Below are 16,983 nucleotides of genomic sequence, written 5' to 3'. Positions count from 1 at the left end.
TTGTCGTTCCCCACGAAGCACAGCACGAGCAAGTCAGAGCAAGGACCCATGACCGACGTCGACCTCGAGTTCTCCCGCGTGCGCGCGGTGCTCGACCGCCCGACCCTCCGGCTGATGTCCCGCCCGACGAGCGCCGCCGTCATCGCGGTGTTCCGCACGGTGTTCGACCGCGACGTGCAGTACGTCCCGGCCGACCGCATGCACCTGCAGGTCGAGGAGCACGTCGCCCGGCTGCAGTCCACCGGTGCGCGGGTCCCGGCGAGCGACCAGGGCGAGGGTGAGTCCGACACCCGTCCGAACGGCCGCGCACTCTGCCGTGACTGGGTCGCCGCGCAGTGGCTCGTGCGCTCCAACTCCCCCGACGCCGACGAGCAGTACTCGCTGACGAGCCACGCGCTCGAGGCCCTGAGCCTCGTGGACGCCCTGAGCGCCGACCGCGCCCTGATCAGCGAGAGCCGCCTGGCGATGATCGTGGACGCGGTGCACCGGTGGGCGGCCCGCGCCGAACCGGACCCCGACGTCCAGGTCCGTCGGATCGACGCGCAGATCGCCGAGTTGCAGGCACAGCGCGAGCGCCTGGTGCGCGGCGAGGTGACCGAGGTCGACGACGCCGGGATGCTCGACGGCTACACCAACATCTCGGACCTCATCCGACAGCTGCCGAGCGACTTCAAGCGCGTCGAGGAGGCGGTCGCGACGATGCACCGCTCGATCGTCGAGGACTTCCGGCAGGAGGTCCGCCCGATCGGCGAGATCCTCGACGACTACCTGGCTCGCACCGACGACCTCATGCAGGCCACTCCCGAGGGTCGGGCCTTCGAGGGGGCCTTCGAACTCCTGCGCGACGACGCCCTGCTCCTCCGGCTCCGCGACGACATCGCGACGATCCTCGCGCACCCGTTCGCGGAGTCGCTCGGCGCGGGCGAGCGTCGCGCCTTCCGCAACACGGTGAGCATCCTGCGTCAGGGCATCGAGGACGTCCTCGCCCAGCGACGGCAGCTCACGGCGACGCTCCGCGACCAGATCGTCGCGCACGACGTGGTCCGCGACCGCGAGCTCGATGCCGTCCTGCGCTCGGTCAACCGCGGGCTCGCGGCCTGGATCGACCAGGGCACCGCGCGTGACCGCGTGCCGCTCGGGCTCCTGCCGGCCACCGCCGAGGTGGGCACGTTGCGCGAGCGCTTCCACGACCCCGACAACGACGCCGTCCCCCCGCCCATCGAGGAACCGGACGACGACGTCTTCGAGGAGCTCGACGTCGCGTCGCTCCGCCGCCACGGTGGTCCGCTGCTCGCCGAGCTGCGTGCCGTGCTCCGCGACGCGCCGGACAGCGCGTCGGCCTTCCACGCCCTCCCGCCCGAGCAGCGCCGCCCGGTCGAGCTGTTCGGGCTCGCCCACCTGCTCACCGGCAACGACGACTTCGAAGCCGCCACCGACGTGGAGCCGCACCGCACGGTGCGTCCCGACGGCGAGACGGTCACCCTCTACATGCCGACCGCGACCCTGACGGGCGCAGGGACGGACCACCAGCACGACGACGACAACGGCCTGGAGGCACGGTGAGCGACACGACGACGGCTCCCGTCGACGAGACGGACGGGGACACCCTCGACCCGTTGCACGAGGACGACGAGCGCGACGAGACGAGCTTCGCCCTCTTCGAGGGCGACGAGGGCCGGCTCGACGAGCCCCAGCGTCGCGCCCTGGTCGCACTGCTCCGCCACACCTACGTGAGCGCGCGCACCCACGCGGACGAGTGGCGGGCGATCACCGACGGCGAGCACCAGCTCCGCTCACGGTTGAACGACCTGTTCCTCGAACTGCACGTCGACCGCGACCGCGAGGTCGCGTGGAAGCGCCAGGCCCGCTCGGAGAGCCAGCGACGGACCTTCCCGACGCTGCTCCGGGACGTGCCGTACACCCGCGAGGAGACGATCGTCCTCGTCTACCTGCGGATGCGGCTGCGCGCCGATGCTCGGCCCGGGCTCGACCAGGTCGTCGTCGACCGGTCGGAGATCCTCGGGCACGTGACCGGGTTCCTGCCCGCCACCACGGACCGCACGCGCGACGAGGCCCGCGTGGCGAAGGCCGTCGACCGGCTCGTCACCGCCCGCATCCTCATCCGCACGACGGACCCGGACCGCTTCCGCGTCGCCAGCGTCGTCGAGGTGCTGCTCCCCCTCGAGCAGCTCCGCGAGCTCGACCGGTGGCTCCGCTCGGCGGCCGGCAGCGCGGGCAGGCCGACCGGCGGAGAGGCGACCGGCGGGGACGACGCGACCGGGGCCGTGACGGCGACCACCCTGGACGGCGCGGTGCTCGCCGGGGCCGCACCGGGCCTCCCGGCCGAGCCCTCCGACACCGACGACGAAGGCGAGGCGGACGCATGACCGACACCCTGATCGACGCCGGCGGGATGCCGGCGCTCTTCGACACCGTCGCGCAGTGGCGCGCGGAGTCGATGCAGGTCGTCAACTGGGGCGGCTTCCACGGCCACCGGCAGGTCGAGCTGTCCGGCACCGCCACCCTCATCTCGGGTGCGTCGGGAACGGGGAAGTCGACGCTCATGGACGCCTACCTGGCCGTCATGATGCCGTCGGACGTGCCGTTCAACGGCGCGTCGAACGACGCGACGACGGGCCATGCGCGCAGCGCCGACCAGCGCAACCTGCTGACCTACCTGCGGGGCAAGGTCGACACCCGACGCGACCCGGAGACCGGCGCGCTGCGCGACGTCAACCTGCGCGGCGACGACCAGAACACCTGGGGCGCCGTCGCGGTGACGTTCCGGAACGACGACGAGCGGCGCTTCACGGTGCTCCGTGCGTACATCGTGCCGAAGCGGGCACGGGGCGTCGGCGACATCCAGATGACGATGGCGACGGTCGACGACACCTTCGACCTGCGGCGCCTCGAGGAGTTCGTGCCGTCGCGGTTCCACCACCTCGAGCTCACCGGGCGTGTGCCGGGCCTCGTCGTGCGCGACACCTACCAGGAACTCGCGTACACCCTGCAGACGCGCCTCGGCATCGGGGACTCCGGTGGCGGCAACCGGGCGATGCGGCTCCTCGCGCGGATCCAGGCCGGGCAGCACCTGCCGACGGTCGACGCGCTCTACAAGTCGCTCGTGCTCGAGACCCCCGGCACCTACGAGGCCGCCGACCGCGCACTCGCGCACTTCTCCGCGCTCGACGAGGCGTACGAGGCGATGGACACCGAGGAGCGGAAGGTCCGGATCCTCTCGCCCATCGTCGACCTGCACGACGAGATCGCCCGGTCGAAGGCCGCCGCCGACGCGCTGGACGGCATCGCCACCGGTGCCGAGGTGTCGCCGTTCGCGCACTGGACGGCATCGCGGAAGCGCGCGCTCCTCGACGCCGAGGTCGAGCGCAACGGACGCGAGCGCACCGCCGCACGCGCCGACGTCGCCGCGACCGAGGCCCGCCACGCCGCCGTCGAGATCGAGCTCCGCGAGGCCGAGGCCCGACTCCGCGACCAGGGCGGCAACGCGCTCGCCCAGCTCGAGGACCGCATCGACCGGCGCACCCGGGAGCGCGACGCGGTCGCGCGTGCCCGGGCCACCTTCGACGAGCGGACCACCGCGCTCGGGCTCTCGCTCACGACGGAGCCGGACTTCACCGCGGCGCAGGCGACCTCGCACGCCTTCCTCGGGTCGTACGGCTCGGCGCGGGCCGAGCTCGACGACCGTCGCGACGCCCTGACCCGCGAGGAGTACCCGCTCCTCGACCGGGAGCGGACCCTGCGCCAGGAGCGCCGGTCCCTCGAGCACCGGCAGGGTGCGATGCCGCTGCCGATGCACGAGGCGCGGCTGGCGATGGCCCGTGCGGCCGGCATCGCCCCGGACTCGCTCCCGTTCGTCGCCGAGCTGCTCGACGTCCTGCCCGCCGAGGAGCAGTGGCGCACGGCGATCGAGTCGGTGTTGGCACCGGTGGCGCGCACGCTGCTCGTCGACGAGGACCAGCTCTCCGCCTTCAGCGAGGCGATCGACTCGCTGCAGCTGCCGGTGCGCGTGCAGTTCGAGGGCGTCCCGACGGGTCCGCACCTCGACCTCGACGGCGACCCGGCGATGGTGTCGGGCAAGCTCGCGATCAAGCACTCGCCGTTCAGCACCTGGGTGCGCGAGCGGATCGAGTCCGACCGCATCGACGCACGGTGCGTCGCGTCCGCCGGAGAGCTCGGCGGGGGCGGACGTCGCGTGACCCTCTCCGGTCAGCTCCGCGACGGTCGACGCGGTGCGCACGGCGACCGCCGGCAGTCGAACGTCATCGGCTTCACGAACGAGGCGCGCATGGCGTCCGTCGAGCAGGAGCTCGCCGCGATCGCGCAGGACCTCGCGACCCTCGAGGCCCGGCGCACCGACGTCGCGCAGGACATCGCGTCGCTCGACGCCCTGCGTGCCGCGCACCAGCACGTCGTGGACGCCACCTGGGACGGCATCGACGTCGCCGGCACCGACGAGTCGCTCGCGCGACTCGACGCCGAGCGCCAGGCCCTGCTCGCCGCCGACGACGGACTGCGCACGCTGCGCGAGTCGGTCGCCCGCCTCCGCCGCTCGCTCGACGAGGCAGCGGACCGCCGTGCCGCAGCACGCCTCAGCGTCACCCGACTGGAGGAACGCCACGCGGTGCTCGTCGACGGCCAGGACGCCGCCGCGGAGATCCTCGAACGCTTCGCCGACAGCCCCGCCCTCGTCCCCGACGAGGAGCAGGACCGCCTGCTCGCCGAGGCGTTCGAGGAGGTCGGCGCGCCGGACGGCATCGACGGCTTCGACGACGCGACGCGCCGACTCCGACGTCGGCTCGAGGAGCGGCTCGCCCAAGCCCTCGACGGGGCGGCCGCCGCCTCGACCGCGCTGACGCTGACGTTCCAGCGGTACCAGGACGCGTGGCCGGACCCGAACCTCGGCACCGGTGTCGCGTCGTACCCGGACTACCACGCGATCCTCGACCAGATCGTGGCGACGGGGCTGCACGCCCGGCGGAGCGAGTGGCGCCGCCGGTTGTCGCAGTGGAGCGGCGAGGACCTCGTCCCGCTCGCCGGCGCCTTCGACCGCGCCGTCGTGGAGATCGAGGAGCGGCTCGAGCCGGTCAACGAGATCCTCCGGGAACTGCCCTTCGGCGCGAACCGGGACCGCCTGAAGATCCAGATCCGCCGGGTCACCCGTGAGGACGTCACCGCCTTCCGGCGCGAGCTGCGTGCCCTGTCGGCCTCGGTCGACACCGAGCTCACCGACGACGTGCTCGAGACCCGGTTCCGTCGGCTCCGTCGGTTCATGGCGGTCATCCGCCCCGACCCCGCCGCACCCCGCGGACGGACGACGCAGCGCGACGCCGTGCTCGACGTCCGACGGCACATGGAGATCACCGCGGTCCGGTACGACACCGACGGCAACGACCTGGGCGTGTACTCCTCGCTCGGTGACAAGTCGGGTGGCGAGACCCAGGAGCTCGTGGCCTTCATCGTGGGCGCAGCACTCCGCTACCAGCTCGGTGACGAGACCCGGCCGCGGCCCCGGTTCGCGCCGGTGTTCCTCGACGAGGCGTTCATCAAGGCGGACTCGGAGTTCGCCGGACGTGCCGTGACGGCGTGGCTCCGGCTCGGCTTCCAGCTCGTGGTGAGCGCGCCGCTCGACAAGGTCACCGCGCTCGAGCCGTCGATGGAGCGGCTGCTGTCGATGCGGAAGCACCCGGAGACGGGCCACTCGTCGATCACGGAGATCGCCCGGGGCTGACTCCGGCGGTTGGTCCCGGTCGCACGACGTGCCGCTCACCCCTCGACGCGACGACGTGTCGTGCGACGGGAGCGGGAGCGGACGGCGTGTGGTGCGACCGGCGCGGGGATTCCGCGAGCGGTCAGTATCCGTCGCGGTCGCGGCCTGCGGCCGACGTTCCTCGCCCGGTCGACGGCACGCGCGCGGCATGTCCTGCCCGCTCACCGGACGGGAGGCGCGGTGCGGCGCCGCCAGGCGCCTCCCGTCCGTCGCCCAGGCCGTCATCTCCGGCCCGACGCGAGCGGGCACCATCCGTCTCGGTCGCGGCCCGCGGCCGACGTACATCGCCCGCACGGCGAAGCGCGCGCGGCACGTCCCGCGCACTCGGGGAGCAGTGTGCGGGACCGCGGACGGAGGCGGTGCGGGGGCGCGCGGTACGGTGGGCGGGTGTTCGGACGTCGCGCTCGCAGCCCCCGCCCCGACGACGAAGCGCGCCCTGGTGAGTCCGGCGGGCTCGGCATCGGTGCCCTCGTGCAGGTGGTCGACCCCGACCCCGATCGCGGCGGGGAGCGGTGGGCGGGCGAGCCGATCGGCGTGATCGTCGCCCCGGGCGGCGTCCAGCTCGGTGGCGCGCAGCGCACGTGGACCGTGGCCTTCGACGAGCCCGTGTACACGCAGGACGGCCGCGGCCCCTTCGAGCGCGCGACCGTCCTGGGTCGTCAGTTGGTGCCGGTCGAGCCGGCTGCTGCGGACGAGGCCTAGTACTCCTCGTTGCCGCTCTTCAGCATGGCGGCGACCGCCATGCAGAGGCCCACGCCACCGAGCACGCCGATGCCGATGATGACGCCTGCGATGAGTTCGAGCATTGGTGACTCCTTGGGTCCGGGGCCGGTGTGGCGGTGGCCGTCGTGGCCGCACCCAGGCTACCGGATGCGGCGATCCGCTACCGGATGCCGCGCATGAGCCGGAGCACCGGCTTCGCGCAGACCAGCAGCACGACGCCGACCGCGACGGCGACCAGCCCGAGCACGGTGAAGTACGGCACCTCGTTCGTCGGGTCGTAGTACTGCGAGAGCACGCCGGTGGCCGCGGTGCCGAGCGACACGGACAGGAAGAACAGCGCGACCATCTGCGTCTGGAACTTCGGCGGAGCGAGCTTCGTCGCGACGGACTGCCCCACCGGGGAGAGCAGGAGCTCGGCGATCGTGAAGACGAGCAGGATCGCCACGAGGGCCAGGAGCGGCGTGCCGTTCTCACCGGTGCCGGAGAAGGGCAGGAAGAGCAGGAACGCGATGCCCATGATGCCGGTCCCGAGCGCGAACTTCGTCGGTGTGGACGGCTGGCGGTCGCCGAGCTTGGTCCAGATCGCCGCCGCGACCCCGGACAGCACGATGATGAACACCGGGTTGATCGACTGCACCCACGACACCGGCATCTCCCAGTCGCCGAGCGACCGGTCGAGGCGCTGGTCCGAGTACTGCGTGACGACCGTGAACTGCTGCTGGTACAGCGACCAGAACACGGCGCTCGCGATGAACAGCGGGATGAACGCGAACACCCGGGAGCGCTCCTCGGCGGTGATGCCGCTGGTGAGGATCACCACGAAGTAGGCGACGGTCGCCACGACGACGATCACCACGACGACGGTCGGCAGGTTCGTGACCGTGAGCAGTCCGGTGAGGACGGCGACGACGACCACCACGAGGGCCACGACGACCAGGCCCGCCACGAGCGGCAGGCGACGGCGGTCGACCGGGTTCGTGACGTGGCGCACCGACTCCGGGAGCTTCCGGCGGCGGATCCCGTACTGCACGAGACCGGCCGCCATGCCGACCGCGGCCAGGCCGAAGCCGTAGTGGAAGCCGAGGCTCGACTGGAGCAGTCCGGTGAGCAGCGGCCCGAAGAAGGCGCCGAGGTTCACGCCGAGGTAGTACAGCGAGAACCCGGCGTCGCGCCGCGGATCGTCACGGCTGTACAGCCCGCCGACGATGGTCGTCGCGGTGGCCTTGAGCCCGCCGGAGCCGAGCGCGATGAGCACGAGGCCCACCCCGACCCCTGCCACGCCCGGGATGAGCGCGAGGCCGACGTGTCCGAGCATCACGACGATCGCGCTGCCGAAGAGGGTGCGGTCGGCACCGACGAGTCGGTCGGCCACCCACGCGCCGATGATCGTGAACAGGTACACGGCACCGCCGTAGGCACCCATGATGCCGTTCGCGATCCCCTCGTCGATCCCGAGGCCGCCGCGCGTGACGGTGTAGTACATGTAGATGAGGACGATGCCCTGCATCCCGTAGAACGAGAACCGCTCCCAGAGCTCCACCGCGAACGGTGTCGACAGCTCGAACGGCTGCCCGAAGAAGGTGCGTTGCTGCGCCGGAGCGCCCGGTGGGGTGGTGCGAGACATCCGTCCACTGTGCCCCCGCCCACCCCTCGCGTCCGAATCGAGGCGGGCCGTGCACAAAACCGCCCCGGCGGGTCTTGGAGGGTTCCCACGACCGCCGACGGGCTCCGCCAGCGCGACTTGTGCGGCTGCACGACGTTCGACCGACTCTCGGCCGAGGTGCCTACCGTGTGTACTGCAACACGGACAGAGCAGTTCAGGAAGGCTCCCCCATGGTCGACACCGCACCCGCACGCCCCACCTCGACGGACCGCGTCCCCGAGGCGCCGAACGCCGACGCGACCGGCGACCCGGCGGCGGGCACCCCGGTCGGTTCGACGGACACCGACGTCCGCATCGACACGACGCTGCTCGGTGAGCTCCTGCTCGGACGCTGGGCCGAGGACCGTCGGATCTCGCGCCGACTGACGCTCGACCCCGGGCTGCACAAGATCGACGGGCAGCCGGTCGCCGACCACCGCGCCCGCGTCCTGGAGCAGCTCCGGGTCCTGGTCGAGGCCGGTGCGATCCAGCGGCCCTACCCGACCGAGTTCGGCGGGCAGGAGAACCACGGGGGCAACCTCGCGGCGTTCGAGGAGCTGACGACGGCGGACCCGTCGCTGCAGATCAAGGCCGGCGTGCAGTGGGGGCTCTTCGGGTCCGCGGTCCACCACCTCGGGACCGAGCGCAACCACCGCGAGTTCCTGCCCGGGATCATCCGCTTCGACGTGCCCGGGTGCTTCGCGATGACCGAGACCGGGCACGGTTCCGACGTCCAGAGCATCGCGACCACCGCGACGTACGACCCCGAGACGCAGGAGTTCGTCGTCCACACGCCGTTCCGCGCCGCGTGGAAGGACTACATCGGCAACGCGGCGCTGCACGGCCGGGCCGCCGTCGTCTTCGCGAAGCTCGTCACGGCGGGCGTCGACCACGGTGTGCACGCCTTCTACGTCCCGCTCCGCGACGACGACGGGGCGTTCCTGCCGGGGGTCGGCGGTGAGGACGACGGGGTCAAGGGCGGCCTCAACGGCATCGACAACGGTCGGCTCTGGTTCGACCACGTCCGGGTGCCCCGCACCAACCTGCTCAACCGCTACGGCGACGTCGCCGAGGACGGCACGTACAGCTCGCCGATCGCGTCGCCCGGCCGTCGGTTCTTCACGATGCTCGGCACGCTCGTCCAGGGCCGGGTCTCGCTCGACGGCGCAGCGGTCGTCGCGCAGAAGATCGGGCTGCAGATCGCGCTGACCTACGCGATGGAGCGCCGCCAGTTCCCGACCGACGGCGGGACCGAGGGGGTGCTGCTCGACTACGGTCGCCACCAGCGTCGGCTCATCCCCCGCCTGGCGACGGTCTTCGCGCAGTCCTTCGCACACGAGCAGCTGCTGCAGACCTTCGACGACGTGTTCAGCGGGCGCGAGGACACCCCGCAGCGCCGGGAGGACCTCGAGACGCAGGCGGCGGCGTTCAAGTCGATGTCGACGTGGTCGGCGCTCGACACGCTGCAGGAGTGCCGTGAGGCGTGCGGCGGCGCGGGCTTCCTCGCCGAGAACCGGCTGACGGGCCTCCGCGCCGACCTCGACGTCTACGTGACCTTCGAGGGCGACAACACGATCCTGCTGCAGCTCGTCGGCAAGCGTCTGCTCACCGACTTCCGGGCGAAGGCCCCGCGGGACGCCGCCTCGACCGCACGGTTCGTCGCGGCCCGGGCCGCGACGAAGCTCGCCGACGCGTCCGGCATCCGTCGCCTCGGTCAGGCGGTCGCCGACCGCGGGTCCGTGGCGGCGAGCGTCGCCGACCTGCAGGACCCGCGCACGCAGCGCGACCTGCTGGCCGGCCGCGTCGACACCATGGTGACCGAGATCGGCATGCGGCTCGCGACGGCGGGCAAGGACCGCGCACGTGCCGCGAAGCTGCTGAACCGCTCGCAGCACGAGCTCATCGAGGCGGCGAAGGCGCACGCCGAGCTGATGCAGTGGGACGCCTTCACCGACGCCATCGAGTCGGTCGCGCCCGGGGACACCCGTCGCGTGCTCGTCTGGCTGCGGGACCTGTTCGCCCTCGGCCTCCTCGAGCAGCACCTCGACTGGTACCTCGTGCACGGGCGGCTGTCGGCGCAGCGAGCTCGGGCGGTGTCCGCGTACGTCGACCGGCTCGTCGCGCGCATCCGTCCGGTCGTGCCCCAGCTGCTCGAGTCGTTCGGGTACGCGCCCGAGCACGTCCGCGCCCCGATCGCCCTCGGCGAGGAACGCGCTCGTCAGGAGGAGGCGGCCGCGTGGTTCGCCGCCGAGGCCGCCGCGGGTCGACTCCCGGAGCAGGAGAAGAAGCCCCGCCCGTGATCAACCCTGCAGGGTTGATTTCCGCAGTATCAACCTTGTAGGGTTGACGACCGGAGGTGCCATGTACGCGGTGACGGTCGACCAGGTGGGGAGCCGCTCGGACGACGACCGGGTGGAACAGGCCATCGACGTGGTCCGTTCGGTGTCGGACGGGCACGAGGTGCTGTCCCCGGAGCGGACCGCGGGCGACGAGTTCCAGTTCCTGCTCGACGACCCGGCCGTCCTGCTGGACGTCGTCTTCGAACTGGTCCGGACGGAGGGGTGGAGCATCGGCGTCGGCATCGGCGACGTCGAGGAACCCGTCCCGGCCTCGACCCGTGCCGCACGGGGCGACGCCTTCGTCCGCGCGCGTGCCGCGGTCGACCGCGCGAAGGAGGTCCCCGAGCACGTGGCGCTCGAGATCGCCGACGACCGTCGGCTGCGCACGGCCGACGTCGAGCCCCTCGTCGTCCAGTCCGTGCGCGCCCGGCAGCGACGCTCGCGCGAGGGTTGGGAACTCGCGGACCTGCTCCGCGCCGGACACTCGCGGACCGAGGCGGCCAGGCTGCTCGGCGTGACCCCGCAGGCGGTCGCCAAGCGGTGGCTCGCCGCGGACCTCCGCTCCGACGATGCCGTGCACGCTGCACTCGTGCGGCTCCTCACCGAAGCGGACACCCCGGCGTGACGGTCTGGCTGGTCGGGGCGCTCGTCCTCCTCGCGGTCGCGGTCCTCAGTGGTGTGCACCGCGTCCCGCCGCTCGTGCGCGCCGTCCCCGCGGTGGTGGCCGTCGGGGTCGTGCTCGCCGCCGAGCTGCTGGACCTCGTGCCGACCGCGCCGACGACGCCGCTCCGGGTGCTCGGCACCGTCGCGGTGGTGGCCGTCGGTGTGCTCGCCGGCAGCGCCGTCACCGGAACGGTCCTCGGCTTCGCCATGCGGGAGGGTGTCGAGCGGGGGCAGCACGGCGGGATCCTGGTGTCGAGCGCGGACGAGCCGGCCGTCGTCCGGCGACGACCCGAGGTGCTCCGGGGCGGTGCCGCGATCGGGTTCCTCGAACGGTTCGCGGTGATCGGCGCCGTACTCGTGGGGCGCCTGGAGATCGTCGCCGCGGTCGTCGCGGTGAAGGGCCTCGGTCGCTTCTCCGAACTCGACTCGGCCGAGGCGCGGGAGCGCTTCATCGTCGGCACGCTCACGAGCACGTGCTGGGCGGGTCTCGCCGCGTGGACCGCGATCGGACTGCCGAGCTGACCGCGAACCGCGCCAGGCGGGTCAGCCCTGGTCGGACGCGCGCCTGCCGTCGCCGGTGCCGAGCGCGGCACGCAGCCGCGCCTCGGCGTCGTCGGTGCCCTGCGCACCCGCGGCGGCAGCGGCCTCGGCGTTCGCCTCGATGACGGCACGCACGACCTCTTCGCGCTGGATCTTCACGCCGCGCGGCGCGTCGATGCCGATCCGGACGCCGTCGCCGCGGCTGTCGAGGACCGTGATGACGACGTCGTCACCGACGAGGATCCGCTCGCCGACCTTCCGCGTGAGTACCAGCACCCCGTCAGCCTAGCGACACCACCGGCAGGCCCAGCTGGTCGACCGACTCCGGCGTGGCGGTCTCCCCCGCCCCGATCGCGACGATCCCGGCGACGGGCACCCGTCCCGCGACCGATGCGACCATCGCGCGGGCGTCCTCCGTCTTCCGCCCGACGTCGACGACGACCCACACCTGGTCGGCCGCGAGTCCCGCCACCGTCGCGGCGTCGTCCCACGCTGCGACCCCGAGCAGCGCGTACCCGTTCCGGACGCCGTCGGCGCGGGCGAGGATCCCCGACCGCCGGTCGGCCGCGTCTGTCGGCCGCAGCGCGAACCGGCCCGCGAACACGCCGGCTGCGGCATCCACGTCCGTCGGACGTCCGACCAGGAGCACCAGGTCGCCGTCGGCCGACCGGACGGCGGGAGGGGTGGGCCTCGTCAGGGACGCCGCCGCCACCGGGTCGACGGTGGTGGCGGCCACGGGCACCGCACCGGACGCGGTGCCGGTTCCGGTGACGCGCGCCGTGCCTCCCGTCGGGCCGGGCTCGTCGGGAGCCGGCCGGTCCTGCGGGCGCGAGCCGTCCTGGGAGCGCGCCCCGTCCTGGAGGCGCGACCCGCCCCCGTCCACACGGCCCGCGTCCGCCACGGGAGCGCCGGGGCGCGGCGCGCCCGCCGTGATCCCGTCCGCGACGAACCCGTCGAGCACCGACGCGAAGGTGTCGGCCCGCGTCGTCGACGTGCCGTCGCCGGCGGCGATCCGTGCCTCGGCCGCTTCAGCGTCGGCGAGCAGCGCCGCGATGCCGACCCGCACGACCGGACCGTCCGCGATGGCGACCCGGGCGGTCGGCGGGTCGCTGGGGTCGGGCACCTCGACGACGGCCTCGACGTGCGCGCGACGGAAGAGCCCGCCGACGCCGGGCGAGGTGACACGCTCGGCGGAGACGATGCGTGCGCCCGCACCGAACTCGGCGCGGACCGCGTCGCGGACCGCCTCGAGCGTGGGACCCCTACGCAGCGATCGGGTCGGCGGCACGGACCACTCCCACGGTCTCGATGGTGGAGCCCGCGGCGGTGGCCTCCTGGTACGACAGCACGGGCAGGCCGTCCGCCTGCGCAGAGACCATCCGGTGCACGGCCGGACGGAGCTGCGGGGCGCAGACGAGCACGGCCGAGAGGCCCTGCTCCTCGACGCTCCGGACGGCGTCGCGCAGGGACCCGAGCACCTGTTCGATGCGGTGCGCGTCGAGCACGATCTGGGTGCCCTGCTCCGAGGGCCGGAGTCCCTCGAGCATCGCCTGCTCGAGCAGCGGGTCGATCATGATGACCCGGAGGGTACCGGCCTCGGCGTGGCGCGCGGGCAGCGCCGGGCCCAGTGCGGCACGAGCGGCCTCGACGAGCCCCTCGGGGTCGGTGGACACCTTGGCCCGGAGCGTGAGCGCCTCGCAGATGCGACCGAGGTCGTTGATCGGTACCCGCTCGGCGAGCAGGCCCTGCAGCACCCGCTGCACCTCGGCCAGGGACAGCATGCCGGGCACGAGCTCCTCGACCGCCGCAGGGTTCACCTGCTTGACCCCCTCGGTGAGCACCTTGACGTCCTCGCGGGTGAGCAGCCGCGCGGCGTTGTCGCCGATGACCGCCTGCAGGTGCGTCACGAGCACCGACACCCGGTCGATGACGGTGGCGCCGGTCATCTCGGCGGCGTGCCGGAGCTCGGCGGGGACCCACTTGCCGGCCAGGCCGAAGACCGGCTCGACGGTGACCGCGCCGGGCAGGCCGTCGAGGTGGTCCCCGAGCGCCAGGACGCTCCGCGACGGCGCCGTGCCGCGACCGGCCTCGACCCCGGCGATGCGGATCGCGTAGGTCGACGGCGGGAGCTCGATGCTGTCCCGCGTCCGGACCGGCGGCACCACGATGCCCATGTCGACGGCGATCTTCCGGCGGAGCGCGCGGACCCGTCCGAGCAGGTCGTCGGACGATCCGGACACCATGTCGACCAGGTCGGGCGCGAGCAGGATCTCGAGGGCGTGCACGCGCATCTGCTCGAGCAGGTCCTCCGGGGTGTCCGCCGACGGCGCGGACGCCTCGAGCGCCTGCTGCTGTGCCGCCGCGGCCTCCTGCTGCCTGGCCTGCCGGGCGAGCCGCCACCCGGCGAACAGGAGCCCGGCTCCGATGAGCAGGAACGGCACGATCGGCATGCCGGGGATGAACCCCATGGCGACCGCGGCGACACCGGCGATCACCAGGGCGTTCCGCGACTGCGTGAGCTGCGTGGTCGCCGACGCACCGATCTCGGTCTCGGCACCGGAGCGGGTGACGATCATGCCGGTCGAGACGGCCATGAGCAGCGCGGGGATCTGCGTGACGAGCCCGTCGCCGATCGTCAGGATGCCGTACTTCGACAGCGCGTCGGTGACCGACAGCCCGTTCTGCAGCATGCCGATCGCGATGCCGCCGACCAGGTTGATGACGATGATCAGGATGCCCGCGATCGCGTCGCCCTTGACGAACTTCGACGCGCCGTCCATCGCGCCGTAGAAGTCCGCCTCGGCCGAGACGGCGGCGCGGCGTTCCTTGGCCTCGGCGTCGGTGATGAGGCCGGCGTTGAGGTCGGCGTCGATGGCCATCTGCTTGCCGGGCATCGCGTCGAGGGTGAAGCGGGCACCGACCTCGGCGACGCGCTCGGCGCCCTTCGTCACGACGACGAACTGGATGACGATCAGGATGAGGAAGACGACGGCACCGATGATGATCGACCCCGAGACCGCGACGTGGCCGAACGCCTGGATGACGTCACCGGCGAACCCCTCGCCGAGCACCAGCCGGGTGGACGCGACGTTGAGACCGAGCCGGAACAGCGTCGCGACGAGCAGCAGCGACGGGAACACCGAGAAGTCGAGCGGCTTCTTCACGAACAGCGTCGTGAGCAGGATCACCAGCGCCAGCAGGATGTTGCAGATGATGAGCACGTCGAGCAGGAACGACGGCACCGGCAGGATGAGCAGCAGGACGATGCCGACGATGAAGACGGGGACGGCGAGCTTCGGGAGGTCCTTGCGGTTCATGCGGGTGCCCCTTCGGTGGTGGACGGACGGGTGCGGAGGCGCCGTGGTCGGGCGTCGCCGGTGAGCGTGGTGGGGTCGAGGACGGTCGCGACCTCGTCGGGAGTGGTCGGCGTGGGGGCGGCGTGCGTCCCGGCAGCGGCACCGCGGGCCTTGAGCGCCATGACGAAGGACAGCACGCGGGCGACGGGCGTGTAGAGGTCGACCGGGACCTCCTGCCCGAGCTCGCACGCGGCGTGCAGCGCCCGGGTGAGCGGGACGTCGCGGACGATCGGCACCCGGGTCTCCTCGGCCTTCGCGCGGATGACGTCGGCGACGGGGCCGGCGCCCTTCGCCACGACGCGGGGCGCGGACCTCCCCGGCTCGTACCGGAGCGCGACCGCGTAGTGCGTCGGGTTGGTCATGACGACGTCGGCGTCGCCGATCGCTGCGACCATGCGGTTGCGGCTCATCGCGAGTTGACGTGACCGGCGCTGCGACTTCACGAGCGGGTCGCCCTCGCTGTGCTTCGACTCGTCCTTGACCTCCTGCTTCGTCATCATCGTCCGCTTGCGGTTGCGCCGGACGACCACGAGCACGTCGACGGCGGCGAGCAGCAGACCGGCGGCGACCGCGGCGCGGAGCAGGGTGCCGGTGCCCTCCCGGGCCGCGTCGAGGACGGCCGACAGCGGCAGTGACCCGCTCGTCATGAGGACGGGGACGAGGGACTGGACGGCGAACCAGAGCACCAGCCCGACGACGGCGGTCTTGAGCAGCGCCTTCACCCCGTTCCAGAGGGCCTGCACGCCGAACACGCGCTTGACGCCGGCGACCGGGTCGAAGTGGTCGGGCTGCGGCGCCATCCGGCGGAAGTGCACGCCACCCTGCGCGACCGAGACCGCGGTGACGGCGACCGCGACGACGGCGAGCATCGGACCGAGCGTCGCGCCGAGCGACCCGAGGGCGTCGACGAGTGCCTGCCGGGCCGCGGGGACCGTCGGGTCGGCGATGATGCGCCGCACGACGTCGAGCTGCTGCTCCCCCGCCCCCGCGGCGGTGCCGATGGCCGCGGGCATCACGAGTGCTGCCATCGCGATGCCGACCCAGGCGCCGAGGTCCTGCGACCGGCCGAGCTGCCCCTTGCGGTGCACCTCCTGCATGCGCTTCTGGGTGGCCTTCTCGGACCGTTCGCCGCTGCCTCCGTCCGACACGTCGCCTCACCCCCGCCCGGTGATCGCGGCGACGGCGTCGCCGGTGAGCGAGGACACGACGGCCGGCAGGGCCATGAAGAGCGCCCCGGCGAACGCGACGGTCAGCCCGATCTTGATCGGGAAGCCCATCTGGAACGCGTTGAGCGCCGGGGCCACGCGGGTGAGCAGCCCCAGGCCGACGTCGGCCAGGAACAGGACCACGACGAGCGGCCCGGCGATCTGCAGTGCTGCGAGGAACATCTGTCCGGCCGCCGCGACGAGCACCGAGGCGAAGCCGCCGATCGCGAAGGTGCCCGGCGAACCGTCGGCCGCGACGAGCGGCACCGCGTCGAACGACCGCACGAGTCCCGCCACGATGAGCTGGTACCCGCCGCTGGCGAAGAGCAGTGCGAGCGACGCCATCTGGAACAGCCGCGTGAACTGCGCGCCGTTGACCTGGGACTGCGGGTCGTACGCCTGGGCGAGGGTGAAGCCGCCGAACAGGTCGATCAGGGCGCCGGCGGACTGCACCGCGGCGAAGACGAGGTACACGAGGAACCCGAGGCCCAGTCCGACGACGAGCTGGGTGAGCAGCGCGAGCAGGAAGCCGCCGGTGTCGAGCGAGGCGTACCCGAGGCCGACACGCGGCGCGACACCGATGGCCAGGCCCAGCCCGAGGATCACCTTCACGGTGCCGGGGAACGCCTTGTAGGCGAACGGCGGTGCGATCACGAAGAAGGCGACGAGCCGCACCCCGGCGAGCATGGTGGCCTCGAGGCGGTCGGCGTCGATGACGAGGTCCACG

At 72.8% G+C, this 16,983-nt stretch carries 13 protein-coding genes; 7 read left to right on the top strand and 6 right to left on the bottom strand.

Annotated features, from left to right (window positions below):
* The first annotated feature begins 48 nt into the window (after nt 1-48).
* The 4 genes from DEJ22_RS07445 (at nt 49) to DEJ22_RS07430 (ending at nt 6,490) form a co-directional block, all read left to right on the top strand.
* The gene (locus DEJ22_RS07445) at nt 49-1,563 is read left to right on the top strand and encodes a DUF3375 domain-containing protein (RefSeq protein ID WP_111226010.1); all 1,515 of its coding nucleotides are present in this window, start codon (nt 49-51) and stop codon (nt 1,561-1,563) included.
* Nucleotides 1,560-2,387 carry a DUF4194 domain-containing protein gene (locus DEJ22_RS07440; RefSeq protein WP_111226009.1) on the top strand — a complete coding sequence of 276 codons (828 nt, stop codon included), beginning with the start codon at nt 1,560-1,562 and terminating at the stop codon, nt 2,385-2,387. The genes DEJ22_RS07445 and DEJ22_RS07440 overlap by 4 nt, the downstream gene beginning before the upstream one ends.
* The gene (locus DEJ22_RS07435) at nt 2,384-5,749 is read left to right on the top strand and encodes an ATP-binding protein (protein ID WP_111226008.1); all 3,366 of its coding nucleotides are present in this window, start codon (nt 2,384-2,386) and stop codon (nt 5,747-5,749) included. Before DEJ22_RS07440 ends, DEJ22_RS07435 begins: the two co-directional genes overlap by 4 nt.
* Before the next feature lie 426 nt (nt 5,750-6,175).
* On the top strand, nt 6,176-6,490 hold the full coding sequence (locus tag DEJ22_RS07430) for a hypothetical protein (RefSeq protein WP_258379516.1): 315 nt from the start codon (nt 6,176-6,178) through the stop codon (nt 6,488-6,490).
* Nucleotides 6,491-6,671: 181 nt separating this feature from the next.
* On the opposite strand, the gene DEJ22_RS07425 is transcribed toward DEJ22_RS07430, so the two are convergent.
* The gene (locus DEJ22_RS07425) at nt 6,672-8,135 is read right to left on the bottom strand and encodes a peptide MFS transporter (RefSeq protein WP_111226007.1); all 1,464 of its coding nucleotides are present in this window, start codon (nt 8,133-8,135) and stop codon (nt 6,672-6,674) included.
* 209 nt (nt 8,136-8,344) lie between these two features.
* Here DEJ22_RS07425 and DEJ22_RS07420 point away from each other — a divergent pair, with 209 nt between their 5' ends.
* Genes DEJ22_RS07420 through DEJ22_RS07410 form a run of 3 tightly spaced genes read left to right on the top strand, consistent with a single transcriptional unit; the run spans nt 8,345 to nt 11,677 of the window.
* Nucleotides 8,345-10,453 carry an acyl-CoA dehydrogenase family protein gene (locus tag DEJ22_RS07420; RefSeq protein ID WP_111226006.1) on the top strand — a complete coding sequence of 703 codons (2,109 nt, stop codon included), beginning with the start codon at nt 8,345-8,347 and terminating at the stop codon, nt 10,451-10,453.
* 43 nt (nt 10,454-10,496) lie between these two features.
* Nucleotides 10,497-11,117, top strand: a complete 621-nt coding sequence (locus tag DEJ22_RS07415; RefSeq protein ID WP_146241668.1) for a DNA-binding protein — start codon at nt 10,497-10,499, stop codon at nt 11,115-11,117.
* Nucleotides 11,114-11,677 carry a hypothetical protein gene (locus DEJ22_RS07410; protein WP_111226004.1) on the top strand — a complete coding sequence of 188 codons (564 nt, stop codon included), beginning with the start codon at nt 11,114-11,116 and terminating at the stop codon, nt 11,675-11,677. The genes DEJ22_RS07415 and DEJ22_RS07410 overlap by 4 nt, the downstream gene beginning before the upstream one ends.
* A gap of 21 nt (nt 11,678-11,698) precedes the next feature.
* On the opposite strand, the gene csrA is transcribed toward DEJ22_RS07410, so the two are convergent.
* The 5 genes from csrA to DEJ22_RS07385 are packed head-to-tail and all read right to left on the bottom strand — an operon-like array spanning nt 11,699 to nt 16,982.
* The gene (gene csrA, locus DEJ22_RS07405; protein WP_111226003.1) at nt 11,699-11,971 is read right to left on the bottom strand and encodes a carbon storage regulator CsrA; all 273 of its coding nucleotides are present in this window, start codon (nt 11,969-11,971) and stop codon (nt 11,699-11,701) included.
* Between the two features lie 4 nt (nt 11,972-11,975).
* The gene (locus DEJ22_RS07400; RefSeq protein WP_111226002.1) at nt 11,976-12,983 is read right to left on the bottom strand and encodes a hypothetical protein; all 1,008 of its coding nucleotides are present in this window, start codon (nt 12,981-12,983) and stop codon (nt 11,976-11,978) included.
* Nucleotides 12,958-15,012, bottom strand: a complete 2,055-nt coding sequence (locus DEJ22_RS07395; RefSeq protein ID WP_111226001.1) for a flagellar biosynthesis protein FlhA — start codon at nt 15,010-15,012, stop codon at nt 12,958-12,960. The genes DEJ22_RS07400 and DEJ22_RS07395 overlap by 26 nt, the downstream gene beginning before the upstream one ends.
* On the bottom strand, nt 15,009-16,199 hold the full coding sequence (locus tag DEJ22_RS07390; RefSeq protein WP_111226000.1) for an EscU/YscU/HrcU family type III secretion system export apparatus switch protein: 1,191 nt from the start codon (nt 16,197-16,199) through the stop codon (nt 15,009-15,011). Before DEJ22_RS07390 ends, DEJ22_RS07395 begins: the two co-directional genes overlap by 4 nt.
* Nucleotides 16,200-16,205: 6 nt before the next feature.
* A complete protein-coding gene (locus DEJ22_RS07385) occupies nt 16,206-16,982 on the bottom strand; it encodes a flagellar biosynthetic protein FliR (protein WP_258379515.1) in 777 nt (258 codons plus the stop codon).
* Nucleotide 16,983: the final 1 nt, after the last annotated feature.

Source organism: Curtobacterium sp. MCSS17_007 (genome assembly GCF_003234175.2).
Lineage (GTDB): Bacteria > Actinomycetota > Actinomycetes > Actinomycetales > Microbacteriaceae > Curtobacterium.
The sequence above is the reverse complement of the archived record's forward strand: the minus strand, read 5'-3'. Positions and strand labels throughout refer to the sequence as shown.

What these genes read in the sequence shown, in the direction of transcription:
- DEJ22_RS07445 (WP_111226010.1), top strand. Translation starts at nt 49, where the DNA reads ATGACCGACGTCGACCTCGAGTTCTCCCGCGTGCGCGCGGTGCTCGAC.
- DEJ22_RS07435 (WP_111226008.1), top strand. Translation starts at nt 2,384, where the DNA reads ATGACCGACACCCTGATCGACGCCGGCGGGATGCCGGCGCTCTTCGAC.
- DEJ22_RS07425 (WP_111226007.1), bottom strand. Translation starts at nt 8,135, where the DNA reads ATGTCTCGCACCACCCCACCGGGCGCTCCGGCGCAGCAACGCACCTTC.
- DEJ22_RS07420 (WP_111226006.1), top strand. Translation starts at nt 8,345, where the DNA reads ATGGTCGACACCGCACCCGCACGCCCCACCTCGACGGACCGCGTCCCC.
- DEJ22_RS07395 (WP_111226001.1), bottom strand. Translation starts at nt 15,012, where the DNA reads ATGAACCGCAAGGACCTCCCGAAGCTCGCCGTCCCCGTCTTCATCGTC.